The organism is Lysobacter sp. A378 (assembly GCF_054052125.1).
The window spans coordinates 116,961-138,634 of the sequence record NZ_JBSVRK010000004.1 but is presented as its reverse complement, the minus strand read 5'-3'; the positions used below and the strand labels follow the sequence as shown (position 1 = coordinate 138,634).

The 21,674-nt window shown below is 66.3% G+C and carries 23 protein-coding genes; 4 read left to right on the top strand and 19 right to left on the bottom strand.

What is annotated here, in order from left to right; all coding sequences use genetic code 11:
• Window positions 1–31: 31 nt before the first annotated feature.
• From ACW7G1_RS13465 to ACW7G1_RS13385, 17 genes are all read right to left on the bottom strand, one after another.
• A complete protein-coding gene (locus ACW7G1_RS13465) occupies window positions 32–604 on the bottom strand; it encodes a PilZ domain-containing protein (RefSeq protein WP_456980267.1) in 573 nt (190 codons plus the stop codon).
• Window positions 601–885: a hypothetical protein gene (locus ACW7G1_RS13460; protein ID WP_456980266.1), complete on the bottom strand. Its 285-nt coding sequence runs from the start codon at window positions 883–885 to the stop codon at window positions 601–603. Before ACW7G1_RS13460 ends, ACW7G1_RS13465 begins: the two co-directional genes overlap by 4 nt.
• Window positions 882–1,316 (bottom strand): flagellar export chaperone FliS, encoded by a 435-nt coding sequence (fliS, locus tag ACW7G1_RS13455; protein WP_456980265.1) that lies wholly within the window; start codon window positions 1,314–1,316, stop codon window positions 882–884. Before fliS ends, ACW7G1_RS13460 begins: the two co-directional genes overlap by 4 nt.
• Window positions 1,317–1,339: 23 nt before the next feature.
• The gene (gene fliD, locus ACW7G1_RS13450; RefSeq protein ID WP_456980264.1) at window positions 1,340–2,683 is read right to left on the bottom strand and encodes a flagellar filament capping protein FliD; all 1,344 of its coding nucleotides are present in this window, start codon (window positions 2,681–2,683) and stop codon (window positions 1,340–1,342) included.
• Window positions 2,684–2,953: 270 nt separating this feature from the next.
• The gene (locus ACW7G1_RS13445; RefSeq protein ID WP_456980263.1) at window positions 2,954–4,126 is read right to left on the bottom strand and encodes a flagellin; all 1,173 of its coding nucleotides are present in this window, start codon (window positions 4,124–4,126) and stop codon (window positions 2,954–2,956) included.
• Window positions 4,127–4,257: 131 nt separating this feature from the next.
• Window positions 4,258–5,454 (bottom strand): flagellar hook-associated protein FlgL, encoded by a 1,197-nt coding sequence (flgL, locus tag ACW7G1_RS13440; protein WP_456980262.1) that lies wholly within the window; start codon window positions 5,452–5,454, stop codon window positions 4,258–4,260.
• 42 nt (window positions 5,455–5,496) lie between these two features.
• The gene (flgK, locus tag ACW7G1_RS13435; RefSeq protein WP_456980261.1) at window positions 5,497–7,380 is read right to left on the bottom strand and encodes a flagellar hook-associated protein FlgK; all 1,884 of its coding nucleotides are present in this window, start codon (window positions 7,378–7,380) and stop codon (window positions 5,497–5,499) included.
• A 2-nt stretch (window positions 7,381–7,382) separates the two neighbouring features.
• A complete protein-coding gene (gene flgJ / locus ACW7G1_RS13430) occupies window positions 7,383–8,408 on the bottom strand; it encodes a flagellar assembly peptidoglycan hydrolase FlgJ (RefSeq protein WP_456980260.1) in 1,026 nt (341 codons plus the stop codon).
• 10 nt (window positions 8,409–8,418) lie between these two features.
• Window positions 8,419–9,525 (bottom strand): flagellar basal body P-ring protein FlgI, encoded by a 1,107-nt coding sequence (locus tag ACW7G1_RS13425; protein ID WP_456960821.1) that lies wholly within the window; start codon window positions 9,523–9,525, stop codon window positions 8,419–8,421.
• 11 nt (window positions 9,526–9,536) lie between these two features.
• Window positions 9,537–10,298, bottom strand: coding sequence for a flagellar basal body L-ring protein FlgH (locus ACW7G1_RS13420; protein ID WP_456980259.1), 762 nt, complete (start codon window positions 10,296–10,298; stop codon window positions 9,537–9,539).
• 5 nt (window positions 10,299–10,303) lie between these two features.
• The gene (gene flgG, locus ACW7G1_RS13415) at window positions 10,304–11,089 is read right to left on the bottom strand and encodes a flagellar basal-body rod protein FlgG (protein WP_456960823.1); all 786 of its coding nucleotides are present in this window, start codon (window positions 11,087–11,089) and stop codon (window positions 10,304–10,306) included.
• 36 nt (window positions 11,090–11,125) lie between these two features.
• Window positions 11,126–11,872 (bottom strand): flagellar basal body rod protein FlgF, encoded by a 747-nt coding sequence (locus ACW7G1_RS13410; RefSeq protein ID WP_456980386.1) that lies wholly within the window; start codon window positions 11,870–11,872, stop codon window positions 11,126–11,128.
• A 37-nt stretch (window positions 11,873–11,909) separates the two neighbouring features.
• Window positions 11,910–13,130, bottom strand: coding sequence for a flagellar hook protein FlgE (flgE, locus tag ACW7G1_RS13405; RefSeq protein ID WP_456980258.1), 1,221 nt, complete (start codon window positions 13,128–13,130; stop codon window positions 11,910–11,912).
• A 36-nt stretch (window positions 13,131–13,166) separates the two neighbouring features.
• Window positions 13,167–13,835 carry a flagellar hook assembly protein FlgD gene (locus tag ACW7G1_RS13400; protein ID WP_456980257.1) on the bottom strand — a complete coding sequence of 223 codons (669 nt, stop codon included), beginning with the start codon at window positions 13,833–13,835 and terminating at the stop codon, window positions 13,167–13,169.
• A gap of 25 nt (window positions 13,836–13,860) precedes the next feature.
• Window positions 13,861–14,268, bottom strand: a complete 408-nt coding sequence (gene flgC / locus ACW7G1_RS13395; RefSeq protein ID WP_456980256.1) for a flagellar basal body rod protein FlgC — start codon at window positions 14,266–14,268, stop codon at window positions 13,861–13,863.
• Between the two features lie 11 nt (window positions 14,269–14,279).
• The gene (gene flgB, locus ACW7G1_RS13390; RefSeq protein WP_456980255.1) at window positions 14,280–14,639 is read right to left on the bottom strand and encodes a flagellar basal body rod protein FlgB; all 360 of its coding nucleotides are present in this window, start codon (window positions 14,637–14,639) and stop codon (window positions 14,280–14,282) included.
• Window positions 14,640–14,708: 69 nt separating this feature from the next.
• Window positions 14,709–15,680, bottom strand: a complete 972-nt coding sequence (locus ACW7G1_RS13385) for a chemotaxis protein (protein WP_456980254.1) — start codon at window positions 15,678–15,680, stop codon at window positions 14,709–14,711.
• A gap of 76 nt (window positions 15,681–15,756) precedes the next feature.
• Between ACW7G1_RS13385 and flgA the strand changes: the two genes are divergently transcribed.
• The 4 genes from flgA to ACW7G1_RS13365 all read left to right on the top strand — a co-directional run bounded on the left by flgA (window position 15,757) and on the right by ACW7G1_RS13365 (window position 18,452).
• Window positions 15,757–16,437, top strand: coding sequence for a flagellar basal body P-ring formation chaperone FlgA (gene flgA, locus ACW7G1_RS13380; protein ID WP_456980253.1), 681 nt, complete (start codon window positions 15,757–15,759; stop codon window positions 16,435–16,437).
• A gap of 76 nt (window positions 16,438–16,513) precedes the next feature.
• Window positions 16,514–16,828 carry a flagellar biosynthesis anti-sigma factor FlgM gene (gene flgM, locus ACW7G1_RS13375; RefSeq protein ID WP_456960830.1) on the top strand — a complete coding sequence of 105 codons (315 nt, stop codon included), beginning with the start codon at window positions 16,514–16,516 and terminating at the stop codon, window positions 16,826–16,828.
• 11 nt (window positions 16,829–16,839) lie between these two features.
• On the top strand, window positions 16,840–17,181 hold the full coding sequence (locus tag ACW7G1_RS13370) for a flagellar protein FlgN (RefSeq protein WP_456962913.1): 342 nt from the start codon (window positions 16,840–16,842) through the stop codon (window positions 17,179–17,181).
• The gene (locus ACW7G1_RS13365; RefSeq protein WP_456980252.1) at window positions 17,178–18,452 is read left to right on the top strand and encodes an ATP-binding protein; all 1,275 of its coding nucleotides are present in this window, start codon (window positions 17,178–17,180) and stop codon (window positions 18,450–18,452) included. The genes ACW7G1_RS13370 and ACW7G1_RS13365 overlap by 4 nt, the downstream gene beginning before the upstream one ends.
• A 5-nt stretch (window positions 18,453–18,457) precedes the next feature.
• Here the strand turns inward: ACW7G1_RS13365 and ACW7G1_RS13360 are convergent, their stop codons facing one another.
• Both ACW7G1_RS13360 and ACW7G1_RS13355 read right to left on the bottom strand, forming a co-directional pair.
• Window positions 18,458–20,188, bottom strand: a complete 1,731-nt coding sequence (locus ACW7G1_RS13360; RefSeq protein WP_456980251.1) for an EAL domain-containing protein — start codon at window positions 20,186–20,188, stop codon at window positions 18,458–18,460.
• Window positions 20,189–20,197: 9 nt separating this feature from the next.
• Complete coding sequence (locus ACW7G1_RS13355; RefSeq protein ID WP_456980250.1) at window positions 20,198–21,613, bottom strand: M28 family peptidase; 1,416 nt, start codon at window positions 21,611–21,613, stop codon at window positions 20,198–20,200.
• Window positions 21,614–21,674: the final 61 nt, after the last annotated feature.

The window sequence follows — 21,674 nt, the reverse complement described above, 5'->3', positions numbered from 1 at the left end:
GCTTGCGGGGAAGGTCCGTGCGGCAAGGGGTTCAGCGCGGCCGGCGCGATTCGGCGATCGCTCGACGGTGGACCCGGAACAAGTGCCGTTCCAGGGCCGAGGCGAGCGTTGCCGGCAATGCCTGGAAGCGCAGCCATAGCTGACGGCCCGTGCCATCAGCGACGCTGGCCAATACGGTCGCGGGCAACTCCAGGGCCTGTGGCAGCCAGTCGCAGGGCAGCACCCGGAATACGCCCACGGTACCGGGCGCAACGTCGGAGGCGGAGTTCCCCACGGCCAGGCACACACCCAGTGCCGACCAGCGGACAGACTGCGGGTGGTCCTGGGTATCGCGATTGCCCACCAATGTGGCAACCAGCGCCGTCAGCAGGTCGAGCTTGGCTTCAATGCGCTGCATCCCCAGTTCCTGGGCGCCGCGCTCGTCCGGGTCGTCGGTGCGACTGTCCTCCACCAAGGCGATCGCGCGTAGCAGCGCCTCGGCGCGGGCGCATGCGACGCGCTGGGCGCTCTCGTCCAGCGCCCCGGGCACAAACGCGACCGGACGAACCTCCTGGCAGGTAAGCGAGTCACCGAAAACCGCGGCGCGGGCCTCGTCGGCATTCATGGCAGGCGCTGGGCCCGGTAGGCCTGTGCGCTGCGACGGTTGCCTTGCAGACGCTGCAACGCCTCCATCGTGTCGCTGCGTGCGCCTTGCAGCTGTTCCAGCAACGAGCGCTGTGTCGATAGCAGTGCCTGCCATCCGTCCTGGTCGTCTGCGCTGGCCGGGGATCTGCCCAATGCAGTGCGCACGTCCAGCTCGTGTTGGGCGATCATGGCGATTGCGTCGTCGAGCCGTCCGCTGTCCAGCGCGAGACGGATGGCGTCACTGGGCAGCACCGGCGTCATGGCCCCAGCCTTGCTTGATCAGGCGACGGGCCCGCGGCGCCCGGTTGCCCCGGTGCGATGGCCGACCACGCGGTCTCGATCTCGCCCAGCAGGTCTTCAATCTCGATCAGCGGCGCGCTGTCGTTGCCGACGTTCGCATCCAGCAGCCGGCGTTGGGCGTAGTCATACAGTTGTTGCAGGCCGTCGGCGATCTCGCCGCCGGCTTTCATGTCCAGTGCACCATTCAGCCCGCCGATGATCGCGCTTGCATCGCTGATTGCCTTGGCCTTGCGCGGCAGGTCGCCGCGCTCCAGGCAGGCAATGGCGAGGCGGGCGCGGGCGCGGGCGCCGGCCAGCATCAACGCGACCAACTGGTGCGGACTGGCCTCCAGCACGGCGCTGTTGACGTTGGTCTGACGGTACTGGTTGGCGTAACTGCGGGCGCTATGCATGGCGGGCTCGGGGTCCAGGAAAGTTAGTTGCCGGCAGGGCTTGGCAGGTTCTGCAGCTGCTGGGTGAGGAAGGAGCTGGTGCTTTGCAACTTCGAGATCATCACGTCCAGCGCGGTGAACTGGCGCAGGTACCGGGCTTCCACGCCTTCGATCCGGCGGTCGAAGTTTTCCCGGTCGGTCGCCAGCGATTCCAGGCGTGAGTTGAGGGCATCGGTGCGGCCCTGGATCAAGCCCTCGTCGCCGACCCAGGACTTCAACGAACCGGCCATGGTTTTCTGCAACCCGCCGTCGCCACCAAACAGGCGTGACACCGCTTCGGGGTCGGCGGCCATGGCGGCGTCGAACTTGGCGCCGTCCATGCTCAACGAGCCGTCCACTTCGGTCTTGAAGCCGAGCGCGGCCAACTGGGAGTAGTTTGCGCTGATGGTATTGCGCAGGCTGGAGGTGATGGAACGCGGCGCGGAATCTCCGCTTAGCGGTGCGCCGCTGCTGGCTTCCCCGCCGGCCGCGCTTTGTGTGCCCAATGCGGACAGGGCCGTGTTGTAGGCACTGATAAAGCCCAGCAACTTGGCTTTCAACAGGCTGGCATCGGCGCTCAGGTCCAGCGAGAACGTCTCCCCCGGCTGGGCTTTGGTCAGATCCAGGGTGATGCCGTCGATCGCGCCGTCGAGGCGGTTGCTGCTGCTGGTGTGGGTGAGCCCATCGATGACCACGCGTGCATCGTTGCCCGGGTCGGTGACCGTCATGCTGCCACTGGTGGTGTCCAGCGCCGCCAGACCGCCGTCACCACCGGTGGCAGTGACCTGCAACCGGCCTTCGCTGCCGGTCTCGGTGGAGGCCAGCACCAACACGTCGCCGGCATCGCTGTGAACCAGCGTTGCGGTGACACCCTTGCCGCCCGCCTGGGCGTTGATGGCGTCGCGGATATCGGCCAGCGAGCCCTTGCCCTCCTCGATGGTGACCTCGATGGGTTCACCGTCGCCCATGGTGATCGACAGGTTGCCGTGGCCCAGCTGGGTGTCCTTGGCCAGGGCGGCGGACTGCAATTTATGGGTGGTGGCCAGGCTTTCTACGGCGATCTGGTAACTGCCAAGGGCGGCCTTTTCGGTGGCGGTCGCGGTAAAGCCGGCGTCGCTGCCAACGGTGACCTTGCGGCCCAGTGAGGCGCCAATGCCGTCCAGTTTCGCCAGCGTGTCCTGGAGCCCGGACAAGCCGCTGCTGACCTTGCCGAAGGCGGAGATCTGCGCCTTGGTGGTGCTCTCGATCCGGTCGAAGCGGCGGTCGCCCGGCGCGCGCTCGGCCGCTACCAGCTGGGGTACCAGATCGGTGAGGCCGGATGCAAACCCTGGGCTGGAAATGGAAGCCACGCGTGTCTCCTTTGAGTGATGGCTGATGGGCCCGGGTAACCGACCCCGACAACAGACCCGACAGCAGACCCGTCAACCAAGCAAGAACCGTTCCGATGGATTGGCGGCGGCTTAGGCCCGCCGGTCCTGCTCTCAAGGTATCGGCCAGCGCTGGCAAACCTTTAGCCATACCTTGAACCGCATCACTTTCCCCGTCCCGAAAACCAGCGCACAAAAAAACCGGTCAGGGCAAAAAGCCACTGACCGGTCGGGGTTCCCAGGGGAGGGAGATTAACGCAGCAGGCTGAGCACGTTCTGCGGCACCTGGTTGGCCTGGGCCAGCATCGCGGTACCGGCCTGGGCCAGGATCTGGGTGCGGCTCAGGTTGGCGGTTTCCTTGGCGTAGTCGGCGTCCACGATCCGGCTGCGGGCCGCGGACAGGTTCTCCGAGCTGGTCTGCAGGTTGGTCACCACCGAGGTGAAGCGGTTCTGGATCGCACCCAGGTCGGCGCGTGAGGAGTTGACGTCATTCAACGCCGCGTCCATGGCCAGGATCATGTTGTCAGCTGCGTCGGCGCTCAGGACGTTCTGTGCCTGGAAGCCGTCGGTGGTGGCGCCGACTGTCTCGGTGGCGGCAGTGTCGGCGACGGTCAAGCCGGTTGCGGCGGCTGTTGCCGTTGCATTGGCGGTGTTGCCGGCGATCTTGATGCCATCCTCGCTGGTGGAGGTAAGCGTCAACACGCCGGCGGCATTGGTGGCCGACACGCCAGTCTCGGCAGTCTTGGCATTGATGGCTGCTATCAGGTTGTCACCCTGGGTGGTCGCATCCGTACCGGCATTGACCGCACCGATGTCCACGCCATTGATGGTCAGGTCGCCAGCCGCCAAAGCGGTCTGTGCGGTGTTGGCAGTACTGGCGACGGTTGAGGCGTAGGTGCTGGGGGCCGTCCAGGTACCGAGTGAGTCGATGTTGGCATTGGCCATGCCGCTGACGGTAATGGTCTGGCCCTGGTTGGCGCCGATCTGGAATACAGCATCGCCAAAGCTGCCATCGAGCAACTTCTTGCCGTTGAAGTCGGTATGTTCGGCGACGCGCTGGATCTCGGACTTCAGCTGGCTGACTTCGGCGTTCAGTGCAGCGCGATCGGAGTCGGAGTTGGTGGCGTTACGCGACTGCACCGCCAGTTCACGGATGCGCTGCAGGTTGTTGCCGATCTCGCCCAGCGCGCCTTCGGCGGTCTGCGCCAGGGAGATGCCGTCGTTGGCGTTGCGGGCGGCCTGGTCCATGCCGCGGATCTGGGTGGTGAAGCGCTCGGAGATCGCCAGGCCGGCGGCGTCGTCCTTGGCGCTGTTGATGCGCAGGCCCGAGGACAGGCGCTGGATGGTGGTGCCCAGGTCGGCGCTGTTGCTGGCCAGATTGCGCTGGGCATTGAGCGACATTACGTTGGTGTTGATGACAGACATGGTGTGGTTCTCCTGGAAGGGATGCCGGTGTGGGACCGGTAGCTCGCAGGGGCGTCGCTGTAATCAGGACTTGTCCGCTGCTGAGAAAGGTAACGGCATCAGCCTTGGAAGCTTTAGCGAAAACTTGCCAATCAACCCAGTTTGTTGAACAGCGACAGGCCCTGGATCCGCAGGGTCACCGTCTGGGCGGCCTCCAGGGCGGTGAGTTGCATTGCGAACTCGGTTGCGGCCTCGGCGTAGTTGACATCGCGCAAGCCAGACAGGGTGGCCTCCAGCGACAGCTTGGTGGCACTGCGGCTTTCTTCGGCCGCGTCCAGTGCCGACAAGCGGTTGCCGGTACTGGCGCGCGCGGCAATCATGTGCTCCTGGGCGCGGCTCAGGTCGCCCAGCCCGGCAGTGAGTGCGTTGGTCAGGCGGGCGGTGTCGGCGGCGGAGTCGCCCGGCGCGTCGAGTGCATCGGCCAGCGACTGCAACGTACCGAAAATGTCGTTCTGCGGCGCGCGCCCGACACCGAAGCTGTCGCCGGCGGCAGGTGCACCATTGATCTTCAACTGCACGCCACCGGCATTGATGGTCTCGCCTTTCTCCCACGTGCCAGTGGCAATCTCGGCGCCGCCAGCATCGAGCACCCGATACTGATCGGCGGCAGTGAACTCCACGGTGATGGCGCCGCCGCTCCAGGCACCGTGGTCGGTGACACTGGCCGATTGCAGCACGCCGCTACCGGTGTTGGCCGCGTCCGCACGGCCACGCACGATGCCGTCGCCGGTCGGCACCCGCATGAACAGCTCGCTGCCGGGGTCGGCATCGCGCAAGCCAAGGCCGGGGGCAACGTCAAGGTCGTTCTGGCCGTCGTTGCCGGTATAGGTGACGGTGCCGCCGTTGTCGGTAAACGGCACCACGCCGTCGCGGGTGCCGGCAAACAGGGCGCGGCCGGAGCCGTCGGTGGTGTTGCCGATGGAGATCATCTCCGCGCGAAGGTGGCGCAGCTCGATGGCAATGGTCTTGCGGTCGTCGGCCGACAGCGTCGGGGTGTTGGCCTGTATGACCAGGTCGCGGGCGCGGGTCAGGCGGTCGTTGGCGCTGGTGAGTGCGTGCTCTTGCAGGTTCAGGCGGCGGTCGAGGTGGCCGGCGCTGGTTTTGTAGCTGTCCAGCGCGGCCAGCGCGTGGTCCAGGCCTTGCGAGGTGGCGGCCGCGGCGGGCGCCTCGCCGGCACGGGAATAAAGCACTCCGGTGGTCATCTGCTCGTGGGTGCGAACCATTTCGGACTGGCGCTGCAGCATGCTCTGCAGCCCCTGTGCGTACATCCCGGCGGTGGAAATTCTCATGGGAGCGGTCTCATCGGTGCGGTTCGGTCAACGCGGCGGCGATCAGCGGCGGACGGCGCTGAGCAGGGACTGGAACAGGGTGTCGGCGGTGGCGATGATCTGCGCGGCGGCCTGGTAGGCCTGCTGGTAGCGCAGCAGGTTGGTGGCCTCCTCGTCCAGGTTGACGCCCGAAAGCGATTCGCGCTCGGCCGTGACCTGGCCGTGGATCGCCGTTTGCGCCTCCAGGTTGAGCTCGGCGTGGCGCGCATCGCCGCCGACCTTGCCGGTCAACTGCGCCAGCCCGGCGGTCAGGTCCAGGGTTCCGCCATTGAGGATGTCCTGCTCATCCATCCCGGCCAGTTGGCGTGCGTTGCTGTTGTCGGACGAACGTGGCGGGGTGGGCGACAGGCTGAACTGGTCGCCCGCGGCGGGCGTGCCATCCAGCTCCAGCGACCAGCCGTCGCCGCTGATCGGAGTGCCGGGGCTGTACGGGAACGGACCCGCGCCATCGATGGTGTACTGGCCGGCATCGATGAATTCGATGCTGGCACCGGCAAAGCCCGCGAAGGCGGCGGCATCGGTGATCTTGCTGGAACCGGCCTTGGAGGTTCCCAGGTTGCCGCTGTCGGCGCTGACTTCCAGTGGTGCAGCGGCGGCGATGGAATTGGGGTCGGTCAGCGCCATTTTCAGCCCGCCGGCAACCCCTGCGGTCGGGCGCAGGGAGAACCGGTCGCCATTGGCCGGGGTGCCGGCGAGGACCAGCTCGACGCCGTCAACCCGCAACGGGTCGGCGGCGGTGCCGGTGCCGGTGATGGCGACCGGCTCGCCGGTATCGCTGCGGGTCGCGGCCCAGCTGCCGGCATCGAAACGCAGCACCAGGTCGTTGCCCTTCAGCGTGCCCAGGTCGCCAATGCTGGCGCTGAGCACGGCATCGCCGGCATTGCCGGCATGGCGGTCGATGCGCGGTGCCGGCAGGGTAAAAAAGTCGCTGCCCGGTTTGCCGTGGTAGTCCACGCCGGCGCGTTGGGTGGCGTTGAAACTTTCGGCGAACGCGGTCGCCAGCCGGCCCAGTTCGGCGCGCGCGGGGTCGAGCACGCGACTGCGGAACTCCAGCAGGCCGCCGACTTCACCCGACACGGTGGTCGCCGAGAGCGGGATCGAGCCGCCGCCGGCGGTTTCCAGTGACAGTTGCACCCGGTCGGCGCGGTAAGGGTCGGCAACGGTTCCCAAGCTCATGGCGCGGCTGCCCAGCACCATTGGCTGGCCGCCGGTGGTGAACACGTTGATCGAGCCGTCGTCCTGGGCGACGGTCTCCGCGCCCACCAGGTTGGCCAGTTGGTCGATCCGGACCGCGCGCTGGTCGAGCATGTCGGGCGCGGCATTGCTGCCGGCGGCGGCAATGTCGCGATTGAGGATCGCGATTTCGCCGGCCAGCTGGTTGGCGGTGGCGACCTGGGCCTTGATGCGCTGGTCAACCTGGTCTTCCTGCGTCGCCATCTGCGCGTCCAGGTTGCCCCAGCGCGTAGCGAGCTGGTTGCCTGCGGCAATCAGTGCGTTGCGCGCCGTCCCCGAGGTGGGCTCGGCCGTGACCCCTTCGGCGGCGGCAAAGAAGGCCGACCAGGGGGCTGCCAGACTGCTGGCCGAGTCCGAGACCAACTTGTCCAGCCGGATCGACATCGACGACAGTTGGCCGAGTCGGCCAATCTCGGCGCTGCTGTCGATCTGGCGGCCAAATACCAGCCCATCGGCCAGTCGCTGCAGCCCGGCGACGTCCACCCCGGCGCCGATGTAGCCGGCCGTGGTGCTTTGCCCGAAGCGCGCTTCCAGATCTACACGCTGGCGGCTATAGCCCGGCGTGGACGCGTTGGCGACGTTGTGGCCAACGGTGTTGAGTGCGCGCTGGAACGCGAGCAGGGCCGAACTTCCGGTGGATAGCAGTCCGCTCATGGTCAGCCTCGGGTGGTGGTGTCGGGTAGCGCGGCGAAGGTGCGGCCGTGGGCGTCATCAAGGGTTTCCAGCGCGCGGCGGAGGGTCGGTCCGTTGGCAATCGCGGAGATCTTGGCGGCGTAAGCCGGATCGGTGGCGTAGCCAGCCTTTTGCAATGCGTTGGCAAAGCGGGAGGTGTCTTCGCCGGAGGCAAGTGCGCCGGCATAGCGGTCGTTATGCATCAGCCGTCGGTAATCGGCGAAGCTTTCGTGCACCGAGCCATAGGCGCGGAACTGGGCGCGGGTCTCGACGCGGCGGCCATTGACGAACTCATGGGTGCCTGAGTCGACGCGCTTGCCGTCCCAGTGGCCGCTGGCCTTGATGCCAAACAGATTGTGCGAGCCATCGCCGCCAACCAGGCGCCGGCCCCAGCCGGTCTCCAGCGCGGCCTGGGCGACCAGTGCCTTTGGCGATACCCCCAGCTCGCGCGCGGTTTCCACCGCGTGTGGCCAGATCGACTGTACGAAGGCTTCCGGGCTGCTGCAGTCAAGTTGGGCGTTGGGGTCGCAAGGGCCGTCGACATGACCGGCGCCGCCGATCCCGTTCGATATGGCCGCTGGCTCCGGCGCAGGCGGCAACGGCGCCAGCGCCGGCAACGAAACGCCGCCATGGCTGGGCGCCAGCGACAAGCCGGTCATTATCGTTGCTCCCGGCAGTGGCATTGGCAGCGGCAGGTTCTTCATCAACGCCATCGGCATCGCCTCGCTCGCGGTCGGGCTCATGGGCAGGCTGCGCGACAGTTGGCGCTCGATCATTGGTGCCAGGCCCAGGCCGCGGCCCTTGCTCATTTCCTTGGCCAGTTGCTGGTCGTACATGTCGCGGTACATGGTGTTGTCGCCCAGCATCGAGTCACCAAAACTGGTGCTGCGCATCGACTTGAGCATCATCTGGGCAAACTGCGACTCCAGCTCGCGTGCAGCGGTTTGCAACCGTTCGCGCGAGGCGTCGGCAGGTTGCAGTGGCAGGGCGGTGGCGGAAGGCAGGCGCATGGCGTGGTCGCTAGATCACCTCGAGCTCGGCGCGCAATGCACCCACCCGCTTGAGGGCTTCCAGGATGGCGACGATGTCACCGGGGGCGGCGCCTACCGCGTTCACTGCACGCACGATGGCCTGCAGTGAGCTGCCACCTTCAAACAGGAACATGCGGTTACCGCTCTCGCTGATCTCGATCGAGGATTCGGGCATCACGGCGGTGACGCCATCGCTGAACGGGCCAGGTTGGCTGATCTGCGCGCTTTCCACGATCGACACCGTCAGCGAGCCGTGCGAGACCGCTGCCGGCAGCACGGTGACATGGCCACCCATGACCACGGTGCCGGTGCGGGCATTGACGATCACCTTGGCCGCCGCCGCGCCGGGGCTGACGTCCAGTGCTTCGAGCTGGGCCAGGAAGCCGATGCGGTTGTCGGACGGCGGCGTGATCTCGATGGTGACGCCGTCCACCGCGTGGGCGCGGCCGGGACCGAATGCCTGGTTGATCGCAGCGACCAGGCGCGAGGCGGTGGTGAAGTCGAATTCGTGCAGATTGAGGGTGATGTTGCCAGTGGGCGCCGCACCGCCGGGGACGGCACGCTCGACAATGGCCCCGTTGGGAATGCTTCCGCCATTGGGTGCGTTGACCGAAATCCGCGACCCGTCACGGCCGGAGGCGCCAAAGCCGCTGACCACCACGTTGCCCTGGGCAATCGCATAGACCTGCCCGTCGGCGCCCTTCAGTGGCGCCATCAGCAGGCTGCCGCCGCGCAGTGAACCCGCGTTGCCGATCGAGGACACGCTGACGTCGATCGATTGGCCGGGCTTGGCATAGGGCGGCAGCTCGGCATGGATCGCGACAGCCGCGACGTTTTTCAGCTGCGGGTTGACGCCATCGGGCAGGGTGACGCCCAGCTGCTCCAGCATCGTCTTCAGGCTTTGCACGGTGAACTGGGTCTGGCTGGTGCGGTCACCGCTGCCATCCAGGCCCACGACCAGCCCGTAGCCGATCAGCGCGTTGCCGCGTACGCCGGCCACCTGGGCGAGATCCTTGACCCGCTCGGCGCAGGCCGGGCCGGCGGCAAACAAGGCCAGCAGGACAAAGGTGGCGATGGACTTGATGGTTGGACGCATGCTGGTGGTCCTCAATACGGGAAGGCGGCGGAGTTGAAGAACCGGCCAAGCCAGCCCATCGCATTGGAACGCGCCAGCGTGCCGCGACCGCCATAGACGATCTGGGCATTGCCGACGCGGTCGGAAGTGATGCGGTTGTCAGGCCCGATATCGGCCGTGCGTACGATTCCTTGAACCTGGACCAGTTCATCACCCTGGTTCAGGCGCATCTGCTTCTGGCCACTGACCAGCAGGTTGCCGTTACCCAGTTCGCGGACCACAGTCACGGTGACTTCACCGTCCAGGCGGTTGCTCTGGGTGGAGTCACCGGCGCCATTGAAGTCACGCCCGGCCTCGACTTCGGCCTGCAGGATCGACTGCCCGTTGTAGGTCACCGGCACCCCGGCAAGCACCGGTGCGCCCAGGCTGAAGCCCGAGTCCTTGGTCACGGCAGTCTTCGCGCGCGAGGTGGACGAGGTGCGTTCGATCAGCACGATGGTCAACAAGTCGCCCACGTTGCGGGCCTTGTTGTCCTGGAACAGTTGCAAGCCGTTGTTACTGTTGCTGGCATAGATGGAGCCGACGCTGGCCTGGCCCGACCGGACTGGCGGTGCCACCGCGGGCATCGCATGGCCCGGCATGGCCGCGATGTCGGGGTCGGCGAGCGGGACCATTGGCGCGAACGGACGCACATCGCCCACCAGGCTGGCACAGCCGGATAACGCGAGCATCGCGGTGCACGCCAGTGCCCAGCCGCGAACGCGAACGCCGGATGCCGGAGCGAAGTCGGTCATGGCAGTCACAGGTTCTGGTTGAGGAAGCCGAGCATCTGGTCGACGGTCGAGATGGCCTTGGCGTTGGTCTCGTACGCGCGCTGGGTCTCGATCATCGACACCAGCTCCTCGACCGTGTTGACGTTGCTGCCTTCCAGCGCCCCCTGCTGCAGCAAGCCCGCGCCGTTCTCGCCCGGGGCGCCGACCTGGGCCGGGCCGCTGGCACCGGTCTCCACGTACAGGTTGCCGCCCTTGGCCTGCAGCCCGGCGGGGTTGATGAAGTCGGCGACCGACAACGCGCCGATCTGGACCCCTTCGGCCTGGCCGGCGAGCTGGACCGTGACCGTGCCATCGCCGGCAATGGTCACGGCCTGCGCGCCTTCGGGGAGCTGCAAGCCGGGCTGCACCGGGTAGCCGGCGTTGGTCACCAGCTCGCCTTGCGAGTTGATCTGGAAGCTGCCGTCGCGGGTGTAGGCCGGGTTGCCATCGGGCATCAGCACCTCGAAGAATCCGCGACCGTTGATGGCCACGTCCAGGGCATTGCCAGTCTGGGCCAGGTTGCCCTGGGTGAACTGCTTGGCGGTGGCGGCAACCCGCACGCCGGTGCCGGTGGACAGGCCACTGGGCAGCTGGGTCTGCTCGGACGATGCACCGCCGGGCTGACGCACGGTCTGGTAAAGCAGGTCCTCGAAGCTGGCGCGGTCGCGCTTGAAGCCGGTGGTATTGGTATTGGCGAGGTTGTTGGAGATCACCGCCATGCGCGTCTGCTGCGCGTCGAGGCCGGTCTTGGCGATCCAAAGTGCCTGGGTCATGGGGAATACTCCGAAGAATTCTGGTGGGTCGGTGGATCAGCGCGAGGACAACAACGAGTTGCTCGCCTGTGCGTTCTCGTCAACGCTCTGCAAGACCCGTACCTGCATCTCGAACTGGCGTGACAGCTGGATCATCGAGACCAGCATCGCGGTGGGGTCGACGTTGCTCTGCTCCAGCGCACCGGCGGTCAGTACCTCACCGGCGGCCGGAGCCAGCGGCGCGGCGCCGGCGGGCAAGCGCATGAGCCCATCCTCACCACGCTCCAGCTGATCGGTACGTGCGGCGGCCACTTGCAACCGGCCGGCTTCGGCGACGGTGTTCGCTGGCTGGCCGAGCGGGACGATCGAGATGGTGCCGTCACTGCCGATGTGCAGCGACTCGTGGGGCGGAATCGCCACCGGCGCGCCCCGCTGGTCAAGCACCGTCAACCCGGTCGCGGTGGTGAGCAGCCCGTTGCGGCTCAGCTTGAGGTCGCCGGCACGGGTATAGGCGACATCGCCATTGGGTGCCTGCACGGCCAGCCAACGGTCCTGGTCCAGCGCGACATCCAGCACGTTGCCGGTGATGTTGATCGCCCCCGGTGAGGCGCTGACACCCAGGGTGCGGAATGCCGCCGCGACACGCGAGCCATGGCCGTCGCCACCCACCGGGCTGGCCACGGTGCCAGCCAGGGTGGCCTGGAAACCGATGGTGTCGGTGTTGGCGAGGTTGTGCGAGACCGACGCCTGTGCCCGCAAGGTGGCGCTTGCGCCGGTCATCGCCACATAGGCGGCCTTGTCGATCATCGGGTTTGCCTCGTTGGTGGCAGACGGCCGCGCATCAGCGGATGTTGATCACGGTCTGGGTGATCTGGTCCTGGGTGGAAATCATCTGCGCGTTGGCCTGGAAGTTGCGCTGGGCCGTGATCATGTTGACCAGCTGCGCGGTCAGGTCGACGTTGGAGGCCTCCAGTGCGCCGCCCTGGACCAGACCGAGCTCGGAGGAACCGGCGCTGCCAAGACGTGCGTCGCCGGACTCGGCGGTCTCGGCCCATCCGTTGTTGCCCAGCGATTGCAGGCCCTGTGGGTTGGCGAAGTTGGTCAGGGCGACCTGGCCCAGGGGGGTGGACACGCCATTGGTGTAACGGGCGTTGACCACGCCTTCGGCGGAGACCTCGATGCCGGTCAGGCGGCCGGTGGCGTACCCGTCCTGGGCCAGCGAAGAGACGCCAAACTTGTTGCCGTACTGCGTGGAGCCGCCCAGGTCCAGGGTGAGCGCCATCGGCGCGGCGCCATTACCGGGGTCGAAAGCGGGCATCGGGAAGGTGCCGGGGTTGGGCGTTTGCAATACGCCGGTGTCGGAGTATTGCAAGGTGGTCGGCGCGCCGGTGGTGGTGCCATCGATCGAGGTATGGACCTGCCACTGGTTGGCGTTGGCGGTTTTTACGAAGTGCAACGACTGGGTGTGGGCCGCGCCCAGCGAGTCGTAGACCGTCAGCGAGGTGGTGTGGTTGTAGGTGGTCGGGTCGTTGGCATCAAAGGGGTTGATCGCGGGCACTTTGGCGTCGGCCGGCAGGTTGGTGCCGATATCGACCTTGCCGGTGGCCTGGGGCGGTGCGTCGCCCACGGCCAGCTGCAGATCGCCCATGCGGCCGGTATCAAAGCCGGTGCCGCTGGCATTGGGCAGGAATACCTGCAGGCGGTTGCCACTGGGATTGACCACGTAGCCTTCACTGTCGGCTCCGAAGTTGCCGGCACGCGAATAGACGTTCGCGCCGTTGTCGGACAGGGTGAAGAAGCCTTCGCCGCTGATCGCCAGGTCCAGCGCCTTGCCGCTGAACTCGATATTGCCCTGGTCGAACTGTTGCGCGACCTGGGCCAGCTTCACCCCGGAGCCAATCGCATTGCGCGACAAGCCGTAGCCCGAGACCGGGAATACGTCGGCAAACTCGGCGCGCGATTGCTTGAAGCCGCTGGTGTTGGCGTTGGCGATGTTGTTGGAGGTGACGTTGAGGTCGGACGTGGCCGCGTTCATGCCACTGAGCGAGATGCGAAAACTCATGCTGTGTGCTCCTGGAAAATCGGGGTTGGGCGGCGGTCAGCCGATGCGACGGATCGACGACAGTGGGTGACTGCCGAGGCCGGAAAGATTGAGCACGAGCCCGGTCGGCTCGATGGATACGCTGTCCACGTGCGCGGCCAGGCGCAGGTCCAGGGCCTCCGCTTCCTTGCCCACGCCACTGCTGGCGCGGATGGAGTAGGTGCCGGCGGCAATCGGGTCGCCGCTGTCATTGCGGCCGTCCCATTCCCACGCCACGTTGCCGGCCGCGCCGGCCTCGACGGTGGTCTTGCGCACGATCGCGCCGGCGCTGTCGACGATCTCGATCTGGACCGTGCCGGGAGCCATGGCAACCACCTCGCCACGTGCGCCAGCGCCTGCAGCAAGCTCGACGGTGTCGGCTTCCACCAGCGCTTCGCGTCCGACCAGACTGGCTGCGCGCAGCGTCTGGTCGGACTCCATCACGCTGGCCATCGAGCCCATGGCGCTTTGCATGTCCTCGATGCCCTGCACGGTGGAAAACTGCGCCAGCTGGCCGAGGAACTGGTTGTTGTCCAGCGGTTTGAGCGGGTCCTGGTTCTTCAGTTGCTCGGTCATCAGGCGCAGGAAATCGGCCTGTCCCAATGTCGTGTCGCGGGCGGTCTGCTGGTTGCCCAGCCCGAGGGCGCCGTAGGGATTGTCGTTGTTGGTCGCGGGGATGCTGGTCATGGGGTCATCTCGTCGGTCGGGTGGGCTACTTGCCCATGTTCAAGGTCGCCATGGCCAGTTCCTTGGCGGTATTGAAAACCTCCACGTTGGCCTGGTAGCTGCGCGAGGCGGAAATCATGTCGACCATCTGTGCGACCGGGTCGATATCGGGTGCATAGACATAGCCGTCCGCGTCGGCCAGCGGATGGCCGGGTTCGTAGCGACGCAACGGGGCGGCGTCGGACTGGGTCACGTCGTCGACCTGCACCCCGGCAAGCCCCGGTTGTCCGGTCACCGGGGTGGCGGAGAACACCGGGTGCAAGGAGCGATAGACCGCATCCGGGTTGCCGGCTACCGAGTCCGCATTGGCCAGGTTGCTGGCCACGGTGCTCAGCCGCACCGATTGGGCGTTCATCGCCGAGCCGGCGACGTCGAAGATCGGAAGGTTGCTCATCCTGGTTCCCCTTACTGCCCGGTGATCGCGGTCAACATCCCGCGTACCTTCGACTCCACGAACGACATCGAGGCCCGGTACTCCAGCGAGGCCTGGGCGAAGCTCGCCTTGGCGCGCTCGGCGTCCACGGTGTTGCCGTCCATGCTGGGCTGGGAGGAGGTCGGGGCGTAACGCGCGGCCTGGGCGGCGTTGCCAATCGCGTCGCCAAGGCCGGCGCTCGGTTGCAGCGCGGCGCGCAAGGCGCTGCCGAAGTCCATGTCCTGGGCCTGGAAGCCCGGGGTGTCGGCGTTGGCGATGTTGGATGCGAGCAGTTGCAGGCGTTGCTCGCGCAAGGCCAGTGCGGTGCCATGGATACCAAGGAAATCGGACATTGCGCCCTCCGGGGTGCGGATTCCCCCTGGATCAAGCAAGCGGCGTGCCACAGCCGCTGCAGTTGGGCGTCAGCAGGCCTTCTGGAGTGCGTTCATCCGGGCGGCAATGCGTTGCGCCAGCTCATGCTCGGAGTACTTGGGGACGAAGTCGTCCGCCCCCACGCGCTCCACCATGGCGTGGTTGAACACGCCCGACAGTGAGGTGTGCAGCAGTACATACAGCCCCCGCAGCATCGGGTCGCGTCGGATTTCCGTCGTCAGCGTGTAACCGTCCATTGCCGGCATCTCTATATCGGAGATCACCATGGCGTAGCGCTGCTGGGGCGGCAGGCCGCTTTCTGCCAGTTGCTGCAGGTGTTCCAGGGCCTGGCGACCATCCGAAAGCAGGGTCGAAGGCAGCCCAAGCTGATCCAGCACCGCACGGATCTGGTTGCGGGCCACGCGCGAGTCATCCACAACCAGCACTTCCTGCGGTGACCCAGCAGTGGGCTGCAATGCGACGATGCCGCTGGCGTCGCTGGCCCTGGGCGACGACTCGGCCAACACGCTCTCCACGTCGATCAGCTGGATCAGCTCGCCATGATGGCGGGTTACGCCGGTCAGGTAATTGCCTTCTCCGCCCAGGTCGGGTGGCGGCTGGATATCCTCGACGGCGACGTTGACGATCCGGTCCACGCCGGCCACCAGGAAGCCCTGCACGCTTCGGTTGAACTCGGTGACCACCAGGTAGGCCGGCGGCGGCGCGCCGCCGGTGTCATAGCCGATCGCCCGTGCCAGATCGAGCACCGGAACGGTGCGGCCGCGGATATCGGCCGCGCCGTTGAACGCTGCCGGCAGTTGCGGCAGGGTGAACAACGGCGGACGGGGGATGACCTCCTGGACCTTGAATACGTTGACGCCAAAAAGCTGACGTTGGCCCAGCCGGAACAACAGCAATGCCAGTCGGTTGTGACCGGCCAGGCGGGTACGTTGGTCGATTCGGTCCAGCAGTTGGTGGCTCATGGGTAGGTTGTCGGCCTTGCCCGGCAGTTCTTGAGTCATCGCCCGCCACCCCGCGAGATCGCCCGCGGCATGCAAATTGCCTGTGCAATGGCTGACCTCCTGCGTGAGATGCATTTTGCTTCCGTCCCGTTCTCGACCCTGGTGTCGTTGCCTGTCGCTATCAACACTGCTGGTTGCTGCGTTTGCGCTGCCGTCCGGTGCCCAGGCAACCCGACCGGCCGACATCCGCGAGGCCGCGTTGGCGGCCCTGGGCGTTGCCGGGACCGGCTCGGAAGCCATGGTCGATCCGGCATTACAACTGGCAACTTGTACTACGCCACTGAAGGCCGTGCCAACCGGGCCGCATACGGTCCAGGTCCGCTGCGACGATGCGCCCGGCTGGCGCCTTTACGTGCCGGTGCGGGTTCGCCGGGAGGCCGATGTCGTGGTGCTGACCAAGGCCGTCCCTGCTGGGCAGCTGATTACCGCCGCCGACGTGGTGGTGCGTCGGCGGGACATGGCCGGCGCTGGCGGCAAGGGCTTTCGTGAACCCGGGGCGGTCATCGGCCTGACCGCGGTCCAGGGGCTGGTGCCGGGTGCGGCATTGACCGATGCCGACCTGGCCGATGGCCCGCTACTCAAGCGTGGTGATCCGGTCATGCTGGTCTCGCGCATCGGCGGGGTGGAAGTGCGGATGGCCGGTCGTGCGCTGGGCCGCGCAGAGCCGGGGGCCACGGTCGCGGTTGAGAACCTGGCGTCGCGGCGCATCATCCGTGGCCGCCTGGTCGGCGATGGCGTGGTTGAAGTGACGCGCTGAAATTGTTGGCGCCATTGGCTAAAGTTCCTTCCGGGCCGGTCGTTACCGGGGTCGACGAGCAATCAGGAGTTAAGTGATGTCCAACCAGATCAATGGCGCCCCGCCGCCCGCCGCCCGCGCTGCCGAGTTGGCAGCCCCCAGCCAGGCCCGCGTCCGTGCCGGTGGAGACCGTTCCGAACCAGTGGCGGCGACACCGGCGACGGACCGCATGCTTTTAACCGGTGAGGCGGCGGGCCTGCAGGTCCTGGAGCGCTCCCTGGCCGCGCCGGCAGGCATCGACGTGGCCCGTGTGAACGAGGTTCGCGCGGCGCTGGCGGATGGCAGCTATCAGGTCGACCCGCAACAGGTCGCGTCGCGCATGCTGGCGTTCGAGGACGCATTGCTGAAATGACCATCACGGCGATGCAGCCATCGGTAACGGCGTCGCTGGACGCGTTGGAGCAGGCGCTGCAAGCCGAGCGTCAGGCATTGTTGACCCATGACGTCGATGCGTTGCTCGGATCGACCCAGGCCAAGCTGGTTGCGTTGAGGGAAGTGGAGAAGCGTCCATTGAGTGACGACTTCTCCGGGCGCGTGATTGCGCTCAGTGAACTGAATCGGGCCAACAACGTGTTGCTAACGCGTCGTCGTCGCGAAGTGACCTGGGCGCTACGGCACCTTGGCCGCATGGAATCGGCGGGCGTGTACGATACCGATGGACAAGCCAGCGCACGTCCACAGGTGCGCGCTCTCGGAGTGGGATGAACGACGCGACCAGCCCAGACCAACGTCCCCCATGGAGTGAGGACCTGTTGACGCTGGTCTCGTTGACGGACACCGCGATCATCCTGTTCAACCCGGCTGGTCAAGCGGAGCGGTCCAATGCCGCCGCCGACGTGTTGGGGCAGCGATTGCTGGCCAGCACGACAAACGCCGGGAGCAATGCGTTGTCGGTCCTGCCCGGGCACATTCCCGAGGACGCCTGGGACATCGCCTGTCGCGACGGCCGGTGGAGTGGTGAGGTGGTGATCGAGGCGCCAGCGATGGTGCTGGAGATCCGGCTGTTCGCCGAACCCGGCGGTCGGGGCCAGCGGTTTGCGACCTTCTGGGACGTCACCGCCCGCTCGGCACGCGAAGCAGAGTTGCAACAACGCCACGATGAGCTGGAACGCACCTATCGACGGCTGGCCGGGACCCAGGAACAGCTGCTGCAGTCCGAGAAGATGGCCTCGATCGGCCAGCTCGCCGCAGGCGTCGCCCACGAGATCAACAATCCGGTGGGCTACATCCACTCCAACCTGGGCACCTTGCAAGAGTATGTAGGCGCGTTGCTCGCGTTGCTGGAGGCTTACGACACGGCGTTGGATGACAGCGCCCCCGGCACCAGTCGGGAGCAGTTGCAGGCGATGCGAGAGCGGCTGGATATCGACTTCATCACCGGTGATGTCCCGAAACTGCTGGAGGAGTCCCGCGAAGGGATCGAGCGGGTCACCAAGATCGTCCAGGACCTGAAGGATTTCTCCCGGATTGGCCCCGATGAACCGATGCAGGCCGCCAACATCGAGAAGGGCCTGGAATCCACCCTCAACATCGTCTGGAACGACCTCAAGTACAAGGTGCGGATCGAGAAGTACTACAGTCCGCTGCCACCGGTGGAGTGCCATGTCTCGGAGATCAATCAGGTATTGATGAACCTGCTGATCAATGCCGGCCAGGCCATCCATGAGCGGGGCGTCATCGTGATGGCGACCGGCGCGGACGATGGCGAGGTATGGGTCAGCATCAGCGATAGTGGCTGTGGCATACCCGATGAAGTACTGCAGCGGGTCTTTGACCCGTTCTACACCACCAAGCCGATTGGGCGCGGTACCGGCCTGGGCCTGGCGGTCTGCTACTCCATCGTGGCCAAGCACCACGGCCGCATCGAGGTATCCAGCCGGCTGGGTGTGGGCAGCACGTTCCGGGTGGTGTTGCCGATCACGCAGCCCACCGGGTCGGCGGCACTGCCGGGGGCTGCGACTTCCACGCCACAGTAATTGCGTCAGTCATGGCCGGTCGCATGCTGTTCGTAGGCGCGAAACGCGGCCTGGATGTGCTCGCGCAGTTCATCGTCGTTCCAGGGCTTGGTGAGATAGCGGTAAATCGATCCGTGGTTGATCGCCTCGGTGATGGTGGTCAGGTCGGTGTAGCCCGATAACACCATGCGTACCGTATCGGGGTACATGTCGCGCACGCGGGTCAGGAACTCGGTGCCGCTCATGTCAGGCATGCGTTGATCGGACAGGATCACCTGGACCGGGTTGCTGGCCAGCAGGTCGAATGCCTCGCGTACCCCGTTGGCGGTCAGGATCTGGTAGCCGTCGCGGCGGAACAGCCGCACCAACGATCGCAACACGTTCTCCTCATCGTCAAGAAGCAGCAAGGTGCGTGCGGGACGGTTGGCGGTGAATGCCTCCGGCAGCAGGAAGCGGCGCCGGATGAGGTCGTCCAGTTCGTCGGCCGGCAGCGGTGCGCTGAACAGGTAACCCTGGAGGAAATTGCAATGGTTGCGACGCAGGAAGCCAAGCTCGGCCTCGCTTTCGACACCCTTCGCGGTGACCTTCATGCCCAGACTGTGGCCCATGGCGATGATGCCGCGAACGATGGCGGCGCTGCGGGTGTTGCTGGCGACGTTGAGGATGAAGCTGCGGTCGATCTTCAACCGGTCCAGCGGGTATTGGGCCAGCGCGGACATGCTCAGGCCACCCAAGCCGAAGTCGTGCACGGTCAGGGTGGCCCCCAAAGCGCGCAAGCCGGCAAGATTGTCCAGGACCTGGCGGGTGTCGAGCGCGAGTACGGTTTCGGCGACCTCGAACTCCAATGCCTTCGCAGGCAAACCGTACTTGTGCAACAGCGCGCCGATCCGATCCACGCAATCGCGATGAGTGAGCAGCGGCTCGTCAAGGTGGACCGATATGCCGAGGTAATCCAGGCCTTGGTTTTGCCATTGCGCCAGCTGGCGCAGTGCCGATTCGACGACCCACCAGCCCAGCGGCTCTGACAACCCGACGCGATCAACGATCTCGATGAAGCGGTTCGGCAGCATCAGGCCCTGGTCCTCGGTCTGCCAGCGCAGCAAGGCACTGAAACCCGACAACCCGCCATCATCGGCATTGACCAGGGGTTGGTAGAACAGACGGAACTCGTCGTTGTCCAGCGCCTTGGCGAAGCGTTCGGCAAAGCCGTCGTTGGATGCGGTGTGTCCCGGCTTGGCGACATACAGGCCGACGGCATCCAGGCCTTCCTTCTTGACCCGGAGAAGGGCTTGCTCGGCCTTGGCCAGTAACGTGGCGGCGTTGCTGGCATGGTCGGGAAATATCGCCACCCCGATCGAAAACGTGATCGGCACCGTATAGGGCGGGATGGACAGCGGCGTCTCGAAGGCATCGCGCAACAGGTTGGCCAGGTTGCTGCCGTCGGACTCCCCGTCCCGGTAACCGATGGCGGCGATGAACTGGTCGCCCGCAAGTCGCCATAACCAGCCGTCCTGGGGGATTGTCTTGCGCAGCCGCTGAGCCGTGGCGGCCAGGACCTTGTCGCCGACCTCCTCGCCCATGTTCGCGTTGATCGAACGGAACATGTCGATGTTGATGTGCAGCAATGCGACCCGTCGCTTGGTAGCGCTGGCGGCGGCCAGCGCTGTGGTCAAGCTGGGCCCGTTGGCGCCAAGACGATAGATACCCGCAACCGGGTCCAGGGAGATGTAACCGAAATCGTCATAGCGCTGGGGCATGGGATGGAGCTAGTCCTGCGCGGGTGTCTCGCCGCCGCCGAAATCCCCTTCGGCCGATGCGGCCAGGTAGGCAAACACCGCATACGCCGCGACATTCTGCGCCAGGGCTTCGGGGTCGATCTTGTCGAAGGTGTCGTCCGGAGTGTGGTGCAGGTCGAAATAGTCGGTGCCGTCCTGGCTCAGGCTGGCCCAGGCCAGGCCGTTGCGTGCGAACGGGCCGAGGTCGGGGCCGGGGCCACCTTCACCGGCCGCGTGCTCGATTCCCAGCGGTGCGAGCGCCTTCAGGATCTGCGCTTCGGCGGCCTTGGCATAGTCCGGTGCTGAGGTCTCGAACGCATAAATACGGCCGGCGCCGAAATCGCTTTCCGCAGCAATCTGGTGCTGTTTGACCTCGCCGGCATGGGCTTCGGCATACGCTTTGCCACCCCACAGGCCTTGCTCCTCATTGGCGAACGCGATCACCCGGATGGTGCGCGCCGGAGCGGTCGGCAGGTCACCGATCAGCTTTCCGGCCGCCATGGTCAGGCCAACGCCCGAGGCGTCGTCGATCGCGCCGGTGCCGGCATCCCAGGAGTCCAGGTGCCCGCCGATCAACACGACTTCGTCGGGCTTGCTGCTGCCGGTGATCTCGCCAATCACGTTGTAGGAGGTGGCCTCGCCGTTCCAGCCGGTGTCCAGCGCCATCTTCACTTGTACCGGCTTGCCCAGGGCGAGCAGGCGGGTCAGCTGGTCGGCATCCGGCGCGGCCAGTGCGGCGGACGGGATCGGGGTCAGGCCGTCGTCGAAGCGGGTAATGCCGGTGTGCGGGTTGCGGTGCGAGTCGGTGCCGGCCGAGCGCATCAGGTAGGCGCTGGCGCCAGCCCGGATCGCGGCCGAGGGGCCGCCCGAACGGGTACGTGAGCCCAGACCATAGCCGCTGCCATCGCGGGCACGTTCCATCCTGTAATCGATGAACGCGATTTTACCGTCCAGTGAGTCGGCCGGTGCGGCTTCCAGTGCCGCCAGATCCGCAAAGCGCACCACCTCACCGGTGACCGTGCCACCCGGGCTGCCGCCCAATGCCGTCAGCACCAGGTTCTGTGAATGGGCGCCCAGTACCTGCGCGCTCTCGCTGCGACGCTCCCACTTCGGGAAGGTGACCGGCTCGGTCCAGACCTTGTCGTAGCCGAGCTCTTCGAACTTGGCCTTGGCCCAGGCGACCGCACGGGCATCGGCTGGACTGCCGGCCAGCCGCGGGCCGACTTCAGTGGTCAGCGATTCGGTGATCCTGTAGCCCAGGTCGCTGGCCAGCGCAGTGGCGCGCAATTGCGCAGCGGTGTCCATCGCGGCCTCGGGGATATGGGTATCCGCCGGCGCGGCGTGGACAGTGCCGGCGAACAACAGAGAGGTGGCCAGGGTGGTGCCCAGCAGCAATGGAATGCGCATCGGATCTCCTGCCGGGCCATGGCCCGAAAAACAATGAAGCCGCGAGCGTAACAACTCGCGG